At 70.9% G+C, this 18,288-nt stretch carries 20 protein-coding genes; 11 read left to right on the forward strand and 9 right to left on the reverse strand.

Annotated elements, in window-relative coordinates; all coding sequences use genetic code 11:
- The first annotated feature begins 15 nt into the window (after positions 1 to 15).
- Positions 16 to 1,524: an anthranilate synthase component I gene (gene trpE, locus TSO221_RS03715; protein WP_109117133.1), complete on the forward strand. Its 1,509-nt coding sequence runs from the start codon at positions 16 to 18 to the stop codon at positions 1,522 to 1,524.
- Positions 1,521 to 2,315, forward strand: coding sequence for a hypothetical protein (locus TSO221_RS03720; protein ID WP_109117134.1), 795 nt, complete (start codon positions 1,521 to 1,523; stop codon positions 2,313 to 2,315). Before trpE ends, TSO221_RS03720 begins: the two co-directional genes overlap by 4 nt.
- Here the strand turns inward: TSO221_RS03720 and TSO221_RS03725 are convergent.
- From TSO221_RS03725 to TSO221_RS03735, 3 genes are all read right to left on the reverse strand, one after another.
- A complete protein-coding gene (locus TSO221_RS03725; protein ID WP_109117135.1) occupies positions 2,297 to 2,758 on the reverse strand; it encodes a ferritin family protein in 462 nt (153 codons plus the stop codon). The genes TSO221_RS03720 and TSO221_RS03725 overlap by 19 nt on opposite strands.
- Positions 2,759 to 3,016: 258 nt before the next feature.
- Complete coding sequence (locus TSO221_RS03730) at positions 3,017 to 3,220, reverse strand: heavy-metal-associated domain-containing protein (protein ID WP_109117136.1); 204 nt, start codon at positions 3,218 to 3,220, stop codon at positions 3,017 to 3,019.
- Between the two features lie 21 nt (positions 3,221 to 3,241).
- On the reverse strand, positions 3,242 to 4,252 hold the full coding sequence (locus tag TSO221_RS03735) for a divergent polysaccharide deacetylase family protein (protein ID WP_109117137.1): 1,011 nt from the start codon (positions 4,250 to 4,252) through the stop codon (positions 3,242 to 3,244).
- A gap of 140 nt (positions 4,253 to 4,392) precedes the next feature.
- Here TSO221_RS03735 and TSO221_RS03740 point away from each other — a divergent pair, with 140 nt between their 5' ends.
- The 6 genes from TSO221_RS03740 (at position 4,393) to lexA (ending at position 9,353) form a co-directional block, all read left to right on the forward strand.
- Entirely contained in the window at positions 4,393 to 4,983 is a 591-nt protein-coding gene (locus TSO221_RS03740; protein WP_109117138.1) for an aminodeoxychorismate/anthranilate synthase component II, read from the forward strand.
- Entirely contained in the window at positions 4,980 to 6,023 is a 1,044-nt protein-coding gene (gene trpD, locus TSO221_RS03745; protein WP_109117139.1) for an anthranilate phosphoribosyltransferase, read from the forward strand. The genes TSO221_RS03740 and trpD overlap by 4 nt, the downstream gene beginning before the upstream one ends.
- The gene (trpC, locus tag TSO221_RS03750; RefSeq protein WP_109117140.1) at positions 6,020 to 6,826 is read left to right on the forward strand and encodes an indole-3-glycerol phosphate synthase TrpC; all 807 of its coding nucleotides are present in this window, start codon (positions 6,020 to 6,022) and stop codon (positions 6,824 to 6,826) included. The genes trpD and trpC overlap by 4 nt, the downstream gene beginning before the upstream one ends.
- A gap of 12 nt (positions 6,827 to 6,838) precedes the next feature.
- Complete coding sequence (gene moaC / locus TSO221_RS03755; RefSeq protein ID WP_109117141.1) at positions 6,839 to 7,321, forward strand: cyclic pyranopterin monophosphate synthase MoaC; 483 nt, start codon at positions 6,839 to 6,841, stop codon at positions 7,319 to 7,321.
- On the forward strand, positions 7,318 to 8,535 hold the full coding sequence (gene glp, locus TSO221_RS03760; RefSeq protein WP_109117142.1) for a gephyrin-like molybdotransferase Glp: 1,218 nt from the start codon (positions 7,318 to 7,320) through the stop codon (positions 8,533 to 8,535). The genes moaC and glp overlap by 4 nt, the downstream gene beginning before the upstream one ends.
- A 107-nt stretch (positions 8,536 to 8,642) precedes the next feature.
- The gene (gene lexA / locus TSO221_RS03765; protein WP_109117143.1) at positions 8,643 to 9,353 is read left to right on the forward strand and encodes a transcriptional repressor LexA; all 711 of its coding nucleotides are present in this window, start codon (positions 8,643 to 8,645) and stop codon (positions 9,351 to 9,353) included.
- On the opposite strand, the gene TSO221_RS03770 is transcribed toward lexA, so the two are convergent.
- Positions 9,350 to 11,488, reverse strand: a complete 2,139-nt coding sequence (locus tag TSO221_RS03770; RefSeq protein WP_146208702.1) for a ComEC/Rec2 family competence protein — start codon at positions 11,486 to 11,488, stop codon at positions 9,350 to 9,352. The genes lexA and TSO221_RS03770 overlap by 4 nt on opposite strands.
- Before the next feature lie 105 nt (positions 11,489 to 11,593).
- Between TSO221_RS03770 and gltX the strand changes: the two genes are divergently transcribed.
- Complete coding sequence (gltX, locus tag TSO221_RS03775) at positions 11,594 to 13,006, forward strand: glutamate--tRNA ligase (RefSeq protein ID WP_109117145.1); 1,413 nt, start codon at positions 11,594 to 11,596, stop codon at positions 13,004 to 13,006.
- Between the two features lie 93 nt (positions 13,007 to 13,099).
- Positions 13,100 to 14,404 carry a citrate synthase gene (gene gltA / locus TSO221_RS03780; protein ID WP_109117146.1) on the forward strand — a complete coding sequence of 435 codons (1,305 nt, stop codon included), beginning with the start codon at positions 13,100 to 13,102 and terminating at the stop codon, positions 14,402 to 14,404.
- Positions 14,405 to 14,620: 216 nt separating this feature from the next.
- Here the strand turns inward: gltA and TSO221_RS03785 are convergent, their stop codons facing one another.
- Positions 14,621 to 15,229 carry a glutathione S-transferase family protein gene (locus tag TSO221_RS03785; protein WP_109117147.1) on the reverse strand — a complete coding sequence of 203 codons (609 nt, stop codon included), beginning with the start codon at positions 15,227 to 15,229 and terminating at the stop codon, positions 14,621 to 14,623.
- A 75-nt stretch (positions 15,230 to 15,304) separates the two neighbouring features.
- Positions 15,305 to 16,207, reverse strand: a complete 903-nt coding sequence (locus tag TSO221_RS03790; RefSeq protein WP_158283983.1) for a LysR substrate-binding domain-containing protein — start codon at positions 16,205 to 16,207, stop codon at positions 15,305 to 15,307.
- 97 nt (positions 16,208 to 16,304) lie between these two features.
- On the opposite strand from TSO221_RS03790, the gene TSO221_RS03795 reads away from it, so the two are divergent.
- Complete coding sequence (locus TSO221_RS03795) at positions 16,305 to 16,847, forward strand: GNAT family N-acetyltransferase (RefSeq protein WP_199229377.1); 543 nt, start codon at positions 16,305 to 16,307, stop codon at positions 16,845 to 16,847.
- A gap of 7 nt (positions 16,848 to 16,854) precedes the next feature.
- On the opposite strand, the gene TSO221_RS03800 is transcribed toward TSO221_RS03795, so the two are convergent.
- From TSO221_RS03800 to gloA, 3 genes are read right to left on the reverse strand one after another with little or no spacing between them, the layout of a single operon-like run.
- Positions 16,855 to 17,178: an AzlD domain-containing protein gene (locus tag TSO221_RS03800; RefSeq protein ID WP_109117150.1), complete on the reverse strand. Its 324-nt coding sequence runs from the start codon at positions 17,176 to 17,178 to the stop codon at positions 16,855 to 16,857.
- Entirely contained in the window at positions 17,172 to 17,867 is a 696-nt protein-coding gene (locus TSO221_RS03805) for an AzlC family ABC transporter permease (RefSeq protein WP_109117151.1), read from the reverse strand. Before TSO221_RS03805 ends, TSO221_RS03800 begins: the two co-directional genes overlap by 7 nt.
- A 16-nt stretch (positions 17,868 to 17,883) precedes the next feature.
- Positions 17,884 to 18,279 (reverse strand): lactoylglutathione lyase, encoded by a 396-nt coding sequence (gene gloA, locus TSO221_RS03810; RefSeq protein ID WP_109117152.1) that lies wholly within the window; start codon positions 18,277 to 18,279, stop codon positions 17,884 to 17,886.
- Between the last annotated feature and the right edge of the window lie 9 nt (positions 18,280 to 18,288).

Raw genomic sequence — 18,288 nt, forward strand, 5'->3', positions numbered from 1 at the left:
AGCGGAGTTCGTCCCGTGAAGGTCCAGCCCGATTTCACCGCCTTCGACCTCGCCTACGTTGCCGGGCGGCCGCAGGTGGTGTGGACCACGCTGGTCAGCGACCTGGAGACGCCGGTCTCCGCCTACCTCAAGCTGGCGGACGGCCGGCCCTTCGGGTTCCTGCTGGAGTCGGCCGAGCGCGGCCACGGCTCGCGCCGCGACCGGTATTCGGTGATCGGCTTCAAGCCGGACGTGGTGTGGCGCTGCCGGCGCGAGGGCGCCGAGGTCAACCGCCGCGCGCTCTTCGACGCCAACGCCTACGAGCCGCTGCCGGGCAAGCCGCTGGACACGCTGCGCGCGCTCATCAACGAGAGCCGCATCGACCTGCCGGCGGAGCTGCCGCCGATGGCGGCGGGCCTGTTCGGCTACCTGACCTACGACATGGTGCGCCTGATGGAGCGGCTGCCGGACGACAATCCGGACGAGCTGAACATCCCCGACGCCATCATGACGCGGCCCAGCATCGTCGCCATCTTCGACAGCCACACGGATTCGGTGACGCTGGTCACCCCGGTGTGGCCGGAGGCCGGCGTGGATTCGCGCGCCGCCTTCGCGCGGGCGTCCGAGCGCCTCGCCGACGCGGTGGCCGACCTCGGCCGGCCGCTGCCCTACCGGCGCGAGCCGCGGGTCGAGGGCGGGCTGCCGCTCGCCCCCGCCAGCAACACCACGCGCGAGGACTTCCACGCCATCGTCGAGAAGGCGAAGGAGTACATCCGCGCCGGCGACATCTTCCAGGTCGTGCCGTCGCAACGCCTGCGCGTGCCGTTCAAGCTGTCGCCGCTGGCGCTGTACCGCGCTCTGCGCCGCCTGAACCCGTCGCCCTTCCTGTTCCACCTGGACTTCGGCGAGCTGGCCATCGTCGGCTCCAGCCCGGAGATCCTGGTGCGCCTGCGCGACGGCAAGATCACCATCCGCCCGCTGGCCGGCACCCGCAAGCGCGGGGCGACGCCGGAGGAGGACGAGGCGCTGGCCGCCGACCTGCTGGCCGATCCGAAGGAGCTGGCCGAGCACCTGATGCTGCTCGACCTCGGGCGCAACGACGTCGGCCGCATGGCGAAGATCGGCACCGTCAAGGTGACGCAGAAGATGACCGTGGAGTACTACAGCCACGTCATGCACATCGTCTCCAACGTTGAGGGCGAGTTGGACCCGCGGCACGACGCGCTCGACGCGCTGGTCGCCGGCTTCCCGGCCGGTACGGTGTCCGGCGCGCCGAAGGTGCGCGCCATGGAGATCATTGACGAGCTGGAGAAGGCCCGGCGCGGCGTCTACGCCGGCTGCGTCGGCTATTTTGGTGCCAACGGGGCGATGGACACCTGCATCGCGCTGCGCACCTCGGTGATCAAGGACGGCATGCTGTACGTCCAGGCCGGCGCCGGCATCGTCGCCGACAGCGACCCCGAATCCGAGTACCAGGAGACGGTGAACAAGGCGATGGCGCTGATCCGCGCCGCCGAAGAGGCGGTGAACGCGTCCCGCCGATGATCGACGCCGACTGGCTGCCGCTGCTGATCCGGGCGGCGGCGGCATCGGGCGTGGTGGTGCTGGCCTCGTTGGTGGCGGAGCGGGTCGGGCCGTTCTTCGGCGGCCTGATCGCCACCCTGCCCGTCTCGACCGGCCCGGCCTACGTGCTGCTCGCCATCGACCACGACGACGCCTTCATCGCCGGCGCCGCGCTGTCCAGCGTGGTCACCAACGTCAGCATGATCGCGTTCCTGGTGGCGCTGGTCCTCGCCTCGCCGCGCTGCCGCATGCCGGTCAGCCTGGGCGGGTCCATCGCGCTGTGGATCGGGCTGGCGGCAGCGCTGAAGCTTCTCCCATGGAGCGTCGCGGGCGCTCTGGCCGCCAACGCCGCGGCCTACGCCCTCGCCTTCCTGCTGGTGCGACGCAGCCCACCCGCGCCGGTGACCCGCAGGGCGGTGCCGCGCTGGTACGACGTGCCGTTGCGCGCCGTGCTGGTCGGCCTGCTGGTGGTGGGCGTCACCACGGCCAGCTCGTGGATCGGCCCGGCGGCGACGGGCATCGGCGCCATCTTCCCGATCGCGCTGTCCAGCCTGACCGCCGTGGTGCACCAGCGCCTGGGCGGCGCCGCGGCGTCGGCGACCATGCGCGGTGCGGTGATCGCCAACCCCGGCTTCCTGCTGTCGGTGCTGACCGTGCACTTGCTGGCCGTCCCGGCCGGGCGCTGGGGAGCGCTGGCGGCCGGACTGGCGGTGTCGCTGGGCTGGTCGGCGGGGCTGCTGGTGTGGAAGCGCCGTCAGGCGGCGGCCGGGTAGCGGCTGCGCCAGCGCTCCAACTCGACCACGTGCTCGGCCTCCTCCTCGGCGAAGCTCTGCGCCATGCTGCGGATCTCCGGGTCGGAGGTCGAGGCCGCCACCCCGCTGTAGAACGCCAGCCCGGCCCGTTCGCTCTCCAGCGCTGCGTCCAGCGCCTGCTCGACGGTGGTGAGGTAGTGCGACGCCGCCATGCTCGCCGCCTCCGGGCTCTCGTCGCCCGCCCAGGCGCTCTTGGCCTCGTCGAGCTTCGGCACGTCGCGGAAACCGCAGCGCGCCCGCGCCTCGGCCAGGTGCAGGCGCGAAAACTCCGCCATCTTGGCGAAGAAGGCGGCCACTTCGGTGTTGCCGTAGATACGCATGGTCTCGGCAAGGTCGCTGAAGCGAAGCGCAGCGTCCTCCTCCAGCTTCACCGCGTGCGCCAGGAAATCTTCAATGCTGTCCATCGGTCCACCACAAGAAAACGGGGCGAGCGCACCGTAGCCGGCGCGCTGCGTTGCCCCATTCTTCCAGAAAACCAAGGGCATGGCAGCAAGACTGCGCCACATTGCCGCACAGCACAACCGCACTACAGCGAAGCAATGTCGCACCGAATGCACACGCATTCAGCAGGATAAAGCCAATTCAGCACATCCATTGCGCACAATGACTTGTTGATGAGCGGAATACCGCGAATTCCGCCGCATCCTTGTTCACAAATATTTTTAGCCGGCCTTGCCACCGAAATCGAAGCCGGCCCCCTCCACCGCGTTCTTGACCGTGTCGGCGTCCGCCCCATCCACGGTGACGATGCCGGTCGGCAGGTCGACCGCCACCGTGGCGTTCGGCGCCAGCTTGGTGATCGCGTTGGTGACCGACCGCACGCAGCCGCCGCAGGTCATGCCGTCAACCTTGTACGTCTCGCTCATACAGGACCTCCTCTCAAAAAATCAGCCGCAGGCGCAACGCGCGCGCACCACGGCGCTGACGGGAACCAGGACGAATCCGCGCTTCCTCACCTCGGGCAGCCAGGCGGCCAGCGCCTCGACGGTGGCGTCGTGCGGGTGCCCGATGGCGATGGCCGAACCGTGCTGACGGGCCACCGCCTCGGTCTTGGCCAGTTGGGCGCGCACCGCCGACACCGTCTCGACATTGTCGAGGAAGACGTCGCGCCCGGCAAACGGCAGCTTCAGCTCGCCCGCCAGCGTCGCCGCCACGGTGGAGGGCGAGGTCCGACTGTCCAGCCAGAGCAGGCCGCGCCGCTGCACCTCGGCCAGCACCGGCGCCATGGCGGCGCGATCGGCGGTGAAGCGGCTGCCCATGTGGTTGTTGACGCCGACGTACCCGTCGAAGCTGGCGAGCGCGTTGGCGAAGCGCCGCACGATCTCGTCGCGCGACAGCCGCACCAGCAGCGCCTCGGGGCCGGGGTCGGCCTGCACGCTGGGCTCCATCGGGATGTGCAGCATCAGCTCGTGCCCGGCGGCGTGCGCCGCCTTGGTCTGCTCGCGCAGGTCCTGGGCGTAGGGCAGCCACGCCAGCGTCAGCGGCGCCGGCAGCTTCACCGTGCGGGCCGAGCGCTTGCGGTCCAGCCCGAGGTCGTCGATGACGACGGCGATCACCGGCCGCCCGGCGCTCGGCGGAGCCGGCACGGCGTTCCTCAACCACGGCGCCTGCGTCCCCGACGGCGGCGGGGGCGGCGGCAACACGGCGACCTGCGGCGGCGGTTCGGCGGCCGGGGGATCCGGCTCCTCGTAGGGCAGGGCCGGCTCGGATTCGGTGACCGCCACCGGGGCGGGCGCAGACTCGGCCACCGGCGCCCGCGCCGTCACCGCCGGCTTCGGCTTCTCCGTCAGCAGCGACACCGCCAGCCCGGCGCCGAACACCGCCGCCACCGCGGCCAGCGCCAGCAGGAAGGGCCGGGCGGCGCTCCCCTTACGGACGGTCCTGCGCTTGCCCGCCATGCGGCGTGCTCCTCCGAGCGGTGGGTGGGCGCCCAAGGTGGCATCGGCGCGGGGCGCGGCGCAACGCTGGAAATCTCCCCCACGGCCCGCTAGGGTACCCGTCCGGGAACGAGCCCGGAACGCACCGTCGGACCATCGCCATGCTGCTCCTGATCGATAATTACGACAGCTTCACGTACAACCTCGTCCATTACCTGGGCGAGCTGGGCGCCGACGTGCGGGTGTGGCGCAACGATGCGCTGAGCGTGCAGGACGCGCTGGACCTCCGGCCCGAGGGCATCGTGCTCTCCCCCGGCCCGTGCGACCCGGACAAGGCCGGCATCTGCCTGCCGCTGATCGACGCCGCGGCCAAGGCCCGCATCCCGCTGATGGGCGTCTGCCTCGGCCACCAGGCCATCGGGCAGGCGTTCGGCGGCAAGGTGGTGCGCGCGCCGGTGCCGATGCACGGCAAGGTCGACAGCATCGCGCACGACGGCCGCGGCGTGCTGCGCGGCCTGCCTTCGCCGTTCCGGGCCACCCGCTACCACTCGCTGGTGGTCGAGCGCGAGACGCTGCCGTCCTGCCTGGAGATCGTCGGCGAGAGCGGCGACGGCCTGATCATGGCGCTCCGGCATCGCGAGCTGCCGATCCACGGCGTGCAGTTCCACCCGGAGAGCATCGAGAGCGAGCACGGCCACAGGATCCTCGACAACTTCCTGGCCACCACCCGCCGCCTGGAGACCGCCGCATGAGCACCTCCGGCGACATCACCGACATGAAGGCGATCATCGCCAAAGTGGCGACCGGCACCAGCCTGTCCGAATCCGAGGCCGAGCTGGCCTTCGACACCATCATGTCCGGCAACGCCACGCCCTCGCAGATGGGCGGCTTCCTGATGGCGCTGCGGGTGCGCGGCGAGACGGTGGAGGAGATCACCGGCGCCGCGCGCATCATGCGCTCCAAGGCCATCCACATCGAGCCGCCGCCCGGCACCGTGGACACCTGCGGCACCGGCGGCGACGGGGCCGGCACCTACAACATCTCCACCGCCGCGGCCATCGTGGTGGCGGCCTGCGGCGTGCCGGTGGCCAAGCACGGCAACCGCGCGCTGTCCTCGAAATCCGGCGCCGCCGACGTGCTGGCCGCTCTGGGCGTCAACCTCGACTGCGACATGGCCCTGGTGAAGAAGGCGCTGTGGGAGGCCAACATCGGCTTCCTGATGGCGCCGCGCCACCACCTCGCCATGCGCAACGTCGGCCCGACGCGGGTGGAGCTGGGCACCCGCACCGTGTTCAACCTGCTGGGGCCGCTGTCCAACCCGGCCGGCGCCAGGCGCCAGCTGCTCGGCGTGTTCGCGCCGCAGTGGGTGGAACCGCTGGCGCACGTGCTGAAGCGCCTGGGCTCGGACGCCGCCTGGGTGGTGCACGGCCAGGGCCTGGACGAGGTCACCACCACCGGCTCCACCACCGTGGCACAGTTGAAGGACGGCGACGTCACGGTGTTCGAGGTGACGCCGCAGGACGCCGGCCTGTCCCCCGCCAACCCGACCGACCTCAAGGGCGGCGACGCCCAGGTCAACGCCGAGGCGATGCGCGCGCTGTTCGACGGCGCGCCGGGCGCCTACCGCGACATCGTGCTGCTGAACGCCGCCGCCGCGCTGATCGTCGGCGGCAAGGCCGACGACCTCAAGGCCGGCGTGCGCCTCGCTCGCCATGCCATCGATTCGGGAGGGGCGCGGACCACACTGCAACGCCTCGTCGCGATCACCAACGAGACGGTTCCGGCAGAATGAGCCCCGTTAAAACCAACGACGTTCTCACCCGCATCTGCGACGACAAGCGCGCCCACGTCGCCGCCTGCAAAGCGGAGCGTCCGCTCTCCGTGGTCGAGGCCGAGGCGCGCGCAGCCACCCCGCCGCGCGGCTTCGTGGCGGCCTTGCGCCGCACCGTGGAGTCCGGCCGCTACGGCCTGATCGCCGAGATCAAGAAGGCCAGCCCCTCCAAGGGTCTGATCCGCGCCGACTTCGACCCGCCATCGCTGGCCCGCGCCTACAAGGCGGGCGGCGCCACCTGCCTGTCGGTGCTGACCGACGAGCCCTACTTCCAGGGCCGCGACGAGTACTTGGTGGCGGCCCGCGCGGCGGTGGATTTGCCGGTCCTGCGCAAGGACTTCATGCTTGATCCTTACCAGGTGGTCGAGGCCCGCGCGCTGGGCGCCGACTGCATCCTGCTGATCATGGCGGCGCTCGACGACGCCCAGGCGGCCGAGCTGGAGGACGCCGCCGTCGCCTGGGGCCTCGACGTGCTGGTCGAGGTGCACAACCGCGAGGAACTCGACCGGGCGCTGCTGCTGAAGACACCGCTGGTCGGCGTGAACAACCGCAATCTCAAGACCTTGTCGATCGATCTTGCGACGACGGAGGAGTTGGCCCCGCACGTCCCGCCCGGCCGCATGCTGGTCGCCGAGAGCGGCCTGTACGGCCCGGCCGACCTGACGCGCATGGCCGGGGTCGGCGCGCGCTGCTTCCTGGTCGGCGAATCGCTGATGCGGCAGGACGACGTCACCGCCGCCACCCAGGCGCTTCTGGCGCAATAAGGGGATCCGCCCATGTCCGGCTTCACCCACTTCGACTCCGAAGGCCGCGCCGTGATGGTCGACGTCTCCGACAAGGCGGAGACCGAGCGCACGGCCACCGCCTGCGGCTCGGTGTTCATGCAGCCGGAGACGCTCAGGCTGATCATGGAGGGGGGCGTCAAGAAGGGCGACGTGCTCTCCGTGGCGCGGCTGGCCGGCATCATGGGCGCCAAACGCACGCCGGACCTGATCCCGCTCTGCCACCCGCTGATGCTGACGTCGGTGAAGGTGGACCTGACCGTCGATCCGGCGCGCAACGCCGTCGACATCACCGCCACCTGCAAACTGAAGGGGCAGACCGGCGTGGAGATGGAGGCGCTGACCGCCGTCTCCGTCGCCGCGCTCACCGTCTACGACATGTGCAAGGCGGTGGACCGCGGCATGACGATCACCGGCGTCGGCCTCGTCCACAAGGCCGGCGGCAAGAGCGGCGAGTGGGGGACCACTCCAGCATGATCCCGGTCGCCGAGGCCCGCGCGCGCATCCTCGCCGCCTGCCGGCCGTTGCCGGCGGAAACGGTGGCGCTGACCGACGCGCTCGGCCGCGTGCTGGCCGAACCGGTGACCGCCCGCCTGACGCAGCCGCCGTTCGCCGCCGCGATGATGGACGGCTGGGCGGTGCGCTCCGCCGACCTCGCCAGCGCCACGCCCGCGTCGCCGGTCGCCCTTGCCCGCGCCGGCGAAGCCTCGGCCGGGCATGGCTTCGGCGGCACCCTCGCGCCCGGCCACGCCGTCCGCATCTTCACCGGCGCGCCGCTGCCCGACGGCGCCGACGCCGTGGTGATGCAGGAGGACTGCACCGCCGACGCGACCACCGTCCGTGTCCCGGTCTCCCCGCGCCCCGGCAAGTTCGTCCGCCCGGCCGGCCTGGACTTCCAGGAGGGCGAAGCGGTCCTGCCCGCCGGCCGCCGGCTGACCAGCCGCGACGTGGCGCTCACCGCCGCCGCCAACGTGCCCTGGCTGAGGGTACACCGCCGGCCGCGTGTCGCCGTGCTCGCCACCGGCGACGAGGTGCGGCTGCCCGGCGAGCCGCTCGGCCCCGGCCAGATCGTCAGTTCCAACGCCTTCGGCCTGTGCGCGCTGGTGGCCACGCAGGGCGGCATCGCCAGCAACCTCGGAGTCGCCCGCGACACCGCGGAGTCGCTGGCCGGTCTGGCCGCCGCGGCGGAGGGGTTCGACCTGCTGGCGACCGCCGGCGGCGCCTCCAAAGGCGATTACGACCATGTCCGCACCGTGCTCGGCGGCGGCGCGCTGGACTTCGACGGGGTCGCCATGAAGCCCGGCAAGGCGGTGCTGTTCGGCCGCTTCGGCACCGGCCGCCTGCTCGGCCTGCCCGGCAACCCGGTGTCCGGCGCGGTGTGCGCCGTGCTGTTTCTCAAGCCGGCGCTCCAGGCGCTCCAGGGCATGGCACCGGACACCCGCCGGCATGTCGCCCGCCTCGCCGCTCCACTGCCCGCCTGCGACTCCCGCGCCGATTTCGTCCGGGCGACGCTGGCCCACACCGACGCCGGCGAACCGGTCGTCACGCCGTTCCCCAAGCAGGACACGGCCATGACCTCGCGCCTCGCCCGCGCCGACGCGCTGATCGTCCGCGAACCGAGATCGCCGCCGGCCGAGCCCGGCGACCGGGTGGACATCATCCCCCTCGCCGAAGGCTGCCTGAACCTGTAAAAAGGGGTGTGCAGGCCCTTGACGCCGACACGGAACCAAACTAGAACATCTGGTGGATGTTTTGCTTTTGTTCCGAAATCCAGCGCGGCGCTCGCCGGGAGGCACACATGCTCACTCGTAAGCAGCACGAGTTGCTGCTCTTCATCAACGAGCGACTGAGCCAGGGCGGCGTCTCGCCCTCGTTCGACGAGATGAAGGACGCGCTGAACCTCAAGTCGAAGTCGGGCATCCACCGCCTGATCACCGGCCTGGAGGAGCGTGGCTTCATCCGCCGCCTGCCCCACCGTGCCCGCGCGCTGGAGGTGCTGAAGCTGCCCGAGGGCGTGGAGGCCCGCGGCTCCGCCCGGCCGCCGCGCGCCAAGTTCCAGCCCAACGTCATCAAGGGCGACTTCTCCGGCGCCCTGCCCGGCCGCGACGTGGCCGTCGCGGCGGCGGAGACGGTGCAGCTCCCCCTCTACGGCCGCATCGCCGCCGGCACGCCGATCGAGGCGCTGCGCGACAACTCCAACACCGTGGACGTCCCCGCCACCATGCTGGCCTCCGGCGAGCACTACGCGCTGGAGGTGGCCGGCGACTCGATGGTCGAGGCGGGCATCCTCGATGGCGACACCGTGGTGATCCAACGCTGCGACACCGCGGAGAACGGCGCCATCGTCGTGGCCCTGGTGGACGACGGCGAGGTGACGCTGAAGCGCCTGCGCCGCAAGGGCAACACCATCGCCCTGGAGCCCGCCAACGCCGCCTACGAGACGCGCATCTTCGGTGCCGACCGGGTGCGGGTGCAGGGCAAGCTGGTGGGGCTGTTCCGCAAGTACTAGGGCACGGTCCACGGCCGCTGCCCGCGCCGGTCATGCACGCTCTCCACCCGCACGCCGCCCGGCGTCAGGTACAGTGCGTGGGTTCCGCCGCGCCGCAGAGCCCACAGGTCGACCACCACCGGCGCCCGGCAGTGCCGGGCCGGTTCCAGGCTGATCACCGCGTCGGCCAGCACGCAGTCCTCCGCCTGCGCCTCGGCGTTGCGGGACAGGGCGACCATCCGGCCGTCCTTGCGGTAGATGCACCCCAGCGCGTCGCAGGCCAGCCGCCCGTCCGCGTTGCGCCCCGGCTTCGGCCACGGCGCCGCCGCCGTGTCCAGGCCGTCGCGCCGCAGCCACGCGGTGGCGGTGAAACGCGCCGCGGTGTCGGTGGACAGGCTGAGCCGCCCGTCCGCCGTCCGCACCGCCAGCAGCTTGCCGTCACCCGCCACCAGCACGTCCGGCCGCACCGTCAACGCCGGCGACGCCAGCCCGGCCAGCACCGGCAGCAACCCCCACAGACGCCAGCGCCCGCTCCACAGCGCCAGCCACAGCCCGCCAAGCACAATGGCGACCAGCCCCGCCTGCGGCATCGCCGGCACCAGCAGCGAGGCGCCGGGCAGCGACGCGGTGGCGTGCGCGGTCCAGATCACCACGCTCACCCCCCAACCCATGGCGACCAGCGCCGGCTGCTCCCAGCCCAGCGGCAGCAGGATGTAGGTCAGGATGCCCCAGGGCATCACCCAGAACGAGGTCACCGGCACCGCCAACATGTTCGACAGCACGCCGTACAGCGCCACCTGCTGGAAGTGGAACAGCGAGAACGGCGTCGTCGCCAGCGTGGCGATCACCGAGGACAGCGCGATGCCGAGGAAATACAACACCGCCTTGCCGAACCACCCCGCCCCCTGTCGCCACGCCGCCAGCCGCGGCGTGATCGCCTCGTACGCCGCGATCAGCGCCAGCACCGCGCCGAACGACATCTGGAAGCTCGGCCCCAGCACGCCCTCGGGCAGCACCAGCAGCACCGCCATGCCGGCGAACGCGATGACGCGCATGCTCATGGTGGTGCGGTCGACCAGGATGGCGACCATCACCATGGCCGTCATCAGCACCGAGCGCAGCATCGGCACCTGCGGCCCGACCACCAGCAGGTACCCCGCCGCCGCCAGGATGCCGCCGACCGCGGCGATCTTCTTGATCGGCCAGCGCAGCGCCAGCGGCTCGATCAGCGCCAGGATCGCACGCAACGCCCCGAACACCAGCCCGGCGACCAGCGCCACGTGCAGCCCGGACACCGACAGCAGGTGCGCCAGCCCGCTCATCCGCATGTCGTCCATCACCGGCTTCGGGATGCCGGTCTGCTCGCCGTTCAGCAGCGCCGCGGCGATGGTCGCCTCGGCGGTGGGCAGCGCCTGGCGGCAGGCGTCGAAGATCCGCTCGCGCACGCGCTCGACCGCGGTCATCAGCCGCCGCCACGCGCCGGGCGGCGGCGCCTCCACGGCCTCCGGGCCGCTCAGGGCGAACCCGGTGGCGCCGATGCCGTCGAAGAAGGCGTTGCGCTGGAAATCGAAGGCGCCCGGCGCCGGTGGGGCCGGCGGCGGGTTGAGCATGGCGCGCAGCCGCACCACGCCTCCCGCCTCCGGCACCGCCAGCCGGCCCGACAACCGCACCCGCACGCGCCCCGGCGTGGCGGCCGGCGCCAGACGCTCGACGCTCACCTCGCGCAGGACCAGCCGGGCGCCGTCCGGCAGGCGCTCGATGATCTCGACGCGGCCGGTCACCAGCACCGGCCCGACCGGCTTGCGCAGCATCGGTTCCGCCACCAGCGCGGTGCGCAGCTGCGCCGCCCCGAACCCGACCGCCACCGCCAGCAGGGCCAGCGCCGCCGCCAGCCCGACCGGCCGCCGCCACGCCAGCCACGTGAGCGCAACAGCCACGGCGACCGCCGCCGCCCCCACCCACGCGGGCGGCTCCAGCGGCAACGCGAAGTACGCCGCGACGCCGCAACCGGTGCCGACCGGGGTCCACAGGAACCAGCGGTCGCGCTCCTCGCCCAACCGCCCACCCAGCCACGCCAGCGCGCGGCCGAGCGCCCCCCGCTCGGCCGGTGGCGCCGCGTCGAGGGGGGAGTCGTCGTCGAACAGGCCGTCGGTCACCGCGCCGCACACCACGGCTGCATGGAAGGCCCCTCCACGAAGCCGCCGAATGTGTTAAACCACCGCACCAGTGTACACGCGCCACACAGAAGAATTGAGTCACCGATGAGCGTCGTCACCCGCTTCGCGCCCTCCCCCACCGGCTTCCTCCACATCGGCGGTGCCCGCACGGCGCTGTTCAACTGGCTGTTCGCCAAGCACCACGGCGGCACCTTCCTGCTGCGCATCGAGGACACCGACCGCGCGCGCTCCACCCAGGCCGCGGTAGAGGCCATTCTGGACGGCCTGACCTGGCTGGGCCTGGACTGGGATGGCGACGCCGTCTCGCAGTTCGACCGCAAGGACCGCCACGCCGAGGTGGCGAAGCGGATGCTGGCCGAGGGCAAGGCCTATCACTGCTACTGCAGCCCCGAGGAGCTGGAGGAGATGCGGGCGGCGCAGAAGGCGGCCGGGCAGCCGATGCGCTACGACGGCCGATGGCGCGACCGCGATCCGTCCGAGGCGCCGGCCGGCGTCGCCCCGGTGATTCGCCTGAAGGCGCCGCAGACCGGCGAGACGGTGCTGAACGACCACGTGCAGGGCGAGGTGCGGGTGCAGAACCAGCAGCTCGACGACCTGATCCTGCTGCGCGCCGACGGCACGCCGACCTACCTGCTGGCCGTGGTGGTGGACGACCACGACATGGACGTCACCCACGTGGTGCGTGGCGACGACCACCTGACCAACACCTTCCGGCAGATCCAGATCTACAAGGCCATGGGCTGGGACCTGCCGGAGTTCGCGCACATCCCCCTCATCCATGGGCCGGACGGCGCCAAGCTGTCGAAGCGGCACGGCGCGCTGGGGGTCGATGCCTACCGCGACATGGGCTATCTGCCCGAGGCGATCCGCAACTATCTGCTGCGCCTGGGCTGGGCACACGGCGACGACGAGATCATCTCCACCGAGCAGGCCATCGACTGGTTCACGCTGGAAGGCATCGGCCGCTCTGCCTCGCGCTTCGACTTCGCCAAGCTGGAGAGCCTGAACGCCCACTACCTGCGCCAGGCCGACGACGCCCGGCTGGTCGCTCTGGTTGCCCCGCGCCTGGAGGCGGAGCTGGGCGTCGCGCTCACCGACGCGCAGTGCGCCCTGCTGACCCGCGCCATGAACGGCCTGAAGCAACGCGCCCGCACGCTGGTCGACCTCGCCCAGAGCGCCAGGTTCTACGTCACGCCGCGCCCGCTGCCGGTGGACGAGAAGGCCGCCGCCCTGCTGGACGTCGCCGCCGGCGCCCTGCTGGCTGAGCTGTCCTCCCTGTTCGGCGCCGAGCCTGAATGGACCGCCGCCGCGCTCGAGGCGCGGGTGCGCGCGTTCGCCGAGGAAAAGGGTGAAAAACTGGGCAAGGTGGCGCAACCTCTGCGCGCTGCGCTGACTGGGTCGACGGTGTCGCCGCCGGTCTTCGAGGTCGCCGAACTGCTCGGCCGCGAGGAAACGCTGGCCCGGCTGACGGAATCTTCGCAGCGCACAAAAAGCTAATTTCCATGCGTTGATATCCGGCGCACGCGGAACTATGCTGCGCCGATTCGAACGGGCAGGAAACGCCCCCACTCATAATAAGGACGTGCCGAGATGACTCAGACCGCGGACACCGTCACTTTGACCGACAACCGCACGGGCAAGCAGGTCACCCTGCCCGTGCTGCACGGCGCCATCGGGCCGAGCGTGATCGACATCCGTAAGCTGTACGCCGAGACCGGCTACTTCACCTACGACCCGGGCTTCACCTCCACCGGCAGCTGTGAATCCTCGCTCACCTACATCGACGGCGACGAAGGCGTTCTCCTGCACCGCGGTTATGCCATCGACGAGCTGGCCGAGAACTCCACCTTCCCCGAGGTCTGCTACCTCCTCCTCAACGGCCACCTGCCGAACGTGAAGGAGAAGGAGGACTTCGAGAGCATCCTGCGCCGTCACTCGATGGTGCACGAGCAGCTGACCCGCTTCTACAGCGGCTTCCGCCGCGACGCGCACCCGATGGCGGTGCTGTGCGGCGTGACCGGCGCGCTCTCGGCCTTCTACCATGACTCGATCGACATCGACGATCCGTACCACCGGATGATCTCGTCGCACCGCCTGATCGCCAAGATCCCGACGATCGCGGCGATGGCGTACAAGTACTCGACCGGCCAACCCTTCATGTACCCGCGCAACGACCTGTCGTACGCGGAAAACTTCCTGTACATGACCTTCGGCACGCCGTGCGAGCCGTTCAAGGTCAACCCGATTCTGTCCAAGGCGATGGACAAGATCTTCATCCTGCACGCCGACCACGAGCAGAACGCGTCGACCTCGACCGTCCGCCTCGCCGGGTCGTCGGGCGCCAACCCGTTCGCCTGCATCGCCGCCGGCATCGCCTCGCTGTGGGGCCCGGCGCACGGCGGCGCCAACGAGGCGGTGCTGAAGATGCTGGAGGAGATCGGCTCGGTCAGCCGCATCCCCGAGATCGTCCGCCGCGCCAAGGACAAGAACGACAACTTCCGCCTGATGGGCTTCGGCCACCGCGTCTACAAGAACTACGACCCGCGCGCCCAGGTCATGCGCCAGACCTGCCACGAGGTGCTCGGCGAGCTGGGCATCAAGAACGAGCCGCTGCTCGACATCGCCATGGAGCTGGAGAAGATCGCGCTCGAGGATCCGTACTTCGTCGAGAAGAAGCTGTACCCGAACGTCGATTTCTATTCGGGCATCATCCTGAAGGCGATGGGCTTCCCGACCAGCATGTTCACCGTGCTGTTCGCGGTGGCGCGCACCGTCGGCTGGATCTCGCAGTGGAAGGAGATGATCGAGGACCCGCAGCAGAAGATCGGCCGCCCGCGTCAGCTCTACCAGGGCCAGACCAAGCGCCCGTTCATCCCGCTGGCGCAGCGTGGCTAACCGGCCGACAGCCCGGTTCGGATCGGGTGGCGCCCACGGCGCCACCCCGTCTCCGGCCGCGTTCATCGTCCCGGTGCGGCGAGCCCGTCTGGTGCACCCCGTCGCCAACGACAACACGCCGCCGCTTTCGCGGCGGCTGTTGCGTTATGGGCTGTTCGCGCTGATCGCGGTCGCGGTGGGCTTCCTCGCCCTGATCTGACCCGTCCCCCCGGCTTTTCAGCCCTGGGTGATGGGGATGTGCGGCGTATCGGCCGCCACGCGCTCCAGCCATGCCTGTACGTTTCGGAAATGCGAAAGATCAAACCCGCCCTCGTGCGCCACGTGGGTGTACGCGTACAGCGCGACGTCGGCGACGCCAAAGCGACTCCCGACGAAGAAGTCCCGCCCTTCCAGGTGTCCCTCCATCACCCGCAGCGCGTCGTAGCCCAGCTTCCGCTTGGTCGGCAGCGCCAGCGTACGCTCCTGCGTCATCTCGACCTTGTGGGTGATCCAGTAGCGTACGGTCGCCACGTTCGGCTCGTGGCTGTACTGCTCGAAGAACATCCATTGCAGCGCCTGCGCCCGGCCCAGCCGGTCGTCGGGCAGGAAACGCGACCCCTCCGCCAGGTACCAGATGATGGCGTTGGATTCCGGCAGGATGGTGCCGTCCTCCAGTTCCAACGCGGGAATGCGGCCGTTGGGGTTCTTGGCGAGGAACTCCGGCGTGCGCGTCTCGGCGCGGTCGATGTCCAGGTCCACCCGCTCGTACGGGATGCCCAGCTTGTGCAGCAGCAGCCGGCACTTGTAGCCGTTGCCGGAGGACAGGTTGTCGTAAAGGCGCAGCATGCCGCCTGATCTCCCCCTCTATTCATCCGATATCGGATGAGAGCACGATTGCCGCGCCCGCGCCAGGGGGCGCGTTCAGCCCGCGACGTCAAGCCGCTCGAAGCGCGTCAGGGACGCGGCGCTCTCGTCGATCAGCCAGGAGCGGAAGGCGCGGAGCACCCGCCGCCCCTGCCCGTCGGCGGGCGCGGTCAGCACATAGCGGTCGCCGATGGAGACCACGGGCCCGAACGGGCAGACCAGCCGGCCGGACTCCAGCGCGTCCAGCACCAGCGTCGGCCGCCCCAGCGCCACCCCGGTTCCCGCCATGGCGGCCTGCATCACCATCACGGAATCCGAGAAGCTGAGCCCCTGCGCGGTGTCGATGCCCGCGGTCCCCGTCGCCGCGCGCCACAGGCTCCAATCCGGTGAATCGCGGAAGTGCAGCAGCGTGTGCCGCGCCAGATCGGCCGGTCCCCGGAGCGCGTCGCGCAGCGACGGCGCGCAGACCGGGAACAGCGGCTCCTCCGACAGGGTGGTGCCCTCGGGCATGCCGTCGCCGCCGCGCACATAGCGGATCACCGCCCAGCCGGCTTCCGCCTCGGCCGGGCGGTCGAGGTTGCCGGCCTCGATGTCCAGCCGCAGGCCCGGCCAGCCGGCGAGGAAGCGTCCCAGCCGCGGCACCAGCCACAAGGCGGACCACGCGGCCGGCGCGGCGATGCGCAGCCTTTGCGGGCCGCCGCTGGCGACGCGCTCCCAGCTTTCGTTGACCCGCCCGAAGCCGGCCGTGCAGGCGCGCGCCAGATCGCGCCCTGCCCCGGTCAAAACCAGCCCCTTCGGCGTGCGCTCAAACAGCAGCACGCCGACCCGCTTCTCGAGGTCGCCAACCTGCCGGCTAACCGCGCCGTGGGTGAGGCCGAGTTCATCGGCGGCGCGCGTCATGCTGCCGTGACGGGCGGCGGCCTCGAAGGCGGCGAGTGCGGTGAAGGGAAGGCGCGGCATGGCGGGGTAAGGCTGTCGCTGTGAGAAATCCTCACACCCGTGCACGCCGAAGTCAATTGCGCGGCGCTGGGCACGGCGGCACGCTCTGCACACGCAAATGACCGGGACGACCGCGATGACCACGCTGACCATCACCGAGATCCGCAGCCTGGACGATCCGCGGGTGCTCGCCGGGCTGAAGGGGCTTCTCGAAGACGGCGTCAACGGTGGCGCCTCGGTGGGTTTCCATCCACCGCTCGACGCACAGAGCAACACCGCCTACTGGGCCGGTGTGGCCGAACAGGTAAAGGGCGGCGCCACCGTGCTTCTGGCCGCCAGCACCGACGACGGCGAGTTCATGGGCACGGTGCAGCTCGCGCTTTGCCCGAAGCAGAACGGCCCCCATCGTGCCGAAGTGCAGAAGCTGCTGGTGCACTCCGCTTATCGCCGCCGAGGCCTTGGCCATCGCCTGCTCACCACCGCCGAGGAGCACGCCCGCGCCCTCGGCCGCACGCTGCTGGTGCTCGATACCCTGGAAGGGCGCGAGGCCGTGCCGCTCTACCAAGCCGCCGGCTGGACCGAGGTCGGCCGCATTCCCGGCTACACCGTGGAGGTGGACGGCGGCCGCCACGCGACCGTGGTGTTCTACAAGCAGCTGTGAGGCCCACTCAGGCCAGCCAAAGGTTCTGGACCAGCATGCACACCGCGGTTCCCGAGCCGACGGAGACCAGCAGGTTGCGAAAGGCGAGGTGCGCCGCCACGGTGACCGTCGCCCCGGCGGCCTGGGCCACCTGCACGCCGGCCGAAGCCTCGCCGCCCACCGCCATGTAGGCGATCAGCACCGCCAGAACGGCCGGCGGAAACAGCTCGGCGAACAGACGGCGCAAGGCCGGATCGCTCAACCGGTTGCCGAGCAGGAACGGCAGGAAGCGCACGCCGGCGGTGGCCACGCCCATCAGCACCGCGGCAACGACGACGCTCTGGCTCACCATGCGCCGCTCCGCCGGTCCACCAGCGCCACAGCCACGAGGGCCGCCGCCAGGACTGGCAGCAGCGTGTTGGCCGTCCCGAAGGCCAGAACCCCGGCAAGCGCCACCGCGCCGCCAACCGCGGCCGCAACACCTTTGCGCAGGCTGCGCACTTGTTCGAGCAGCAGCACGATGAACAGAGCCGTCAGCGCGAAGTCGAGCCCTTGCGTGCCGCCCGACACCAGCCCGCCGGCCGCCGCGCCGATGACGCAGCCCGCCACCCAGTAGCCCTGGTTCAGCAGCGCCACGCGCCACAGCAGCCCGGGCTCACGCTCCGCCGACGCGGCGGTCAGGACGGCGTAGGTCTCGTCGGTCAGGGCGAAGGCGAAATAGGCCTTGGCGGCGCTCCAGCGCGGCAGGCGCTCCAGGAACGCCAAGCCGTAGACCGCGTGACGGGCGTTCAGCACCAGGGTCGCCAGGGCGATCTCCAGCGGCCCCTGCCCGGCCGCCAGCATGCCGGCGGCCATGAACTGCGCCGCCCCGGCGTACACGACGATCCCCAGCAGGGGCGCGCCGAGCGGGTCGAGGCCCTGTTGTACCCACAGCACGCCGAACGCGATGCCGATAGGCACGTAGCCGGCAAGGATGGGAAGGCTGAGCACGAAGGCCCGCCGCCACGGCGACGGGCCCTGCGCGATGGCGAGATCGGTCATCGCGGGCGGCGTCCGCTCACTTCCGCTCGATCAGCTCGATCTTGTAGCCGTCCGGATCCTCGATGAAGGCGATGACGGTGCTGCCGTGCTTCATCGGGCCGGGCTCGCGGGTGATCTTCGCGCCTTCGGCACGCAACGTCTCGCAGGTGCCATAGATGTCCGGCACGCCGATGGCGATGTGGCCGTAGCCGCTGCCGATGACATAGGGCTCCGCCTGGTCCCAGTTGTGGGTCAGCTCGATGACCGCGGTGTCCGACTCCTCGCCGTAGCCGACGAAGGCCAGTGTGAAGCGGCCACCCTCGTAGTCGGTCCTGCGCAGCATCTTCATGCCCAGCAGCCGCGTGTAGAAATCCAGCGACTTGTCCAGGTCGAACACGCGCAGCATCGTGTGCAGAAGCCGGTACTGGCTCATGGAACCCTC

The organism is Azospirillum sp. TSO22-1 (genome assembly GCF_003116015.1).
Lineage (GTDB): Bacteria > Pseudomonadota > Alphaproteobacteria > Azospirillales > Azospirillaceae > Azospirillum.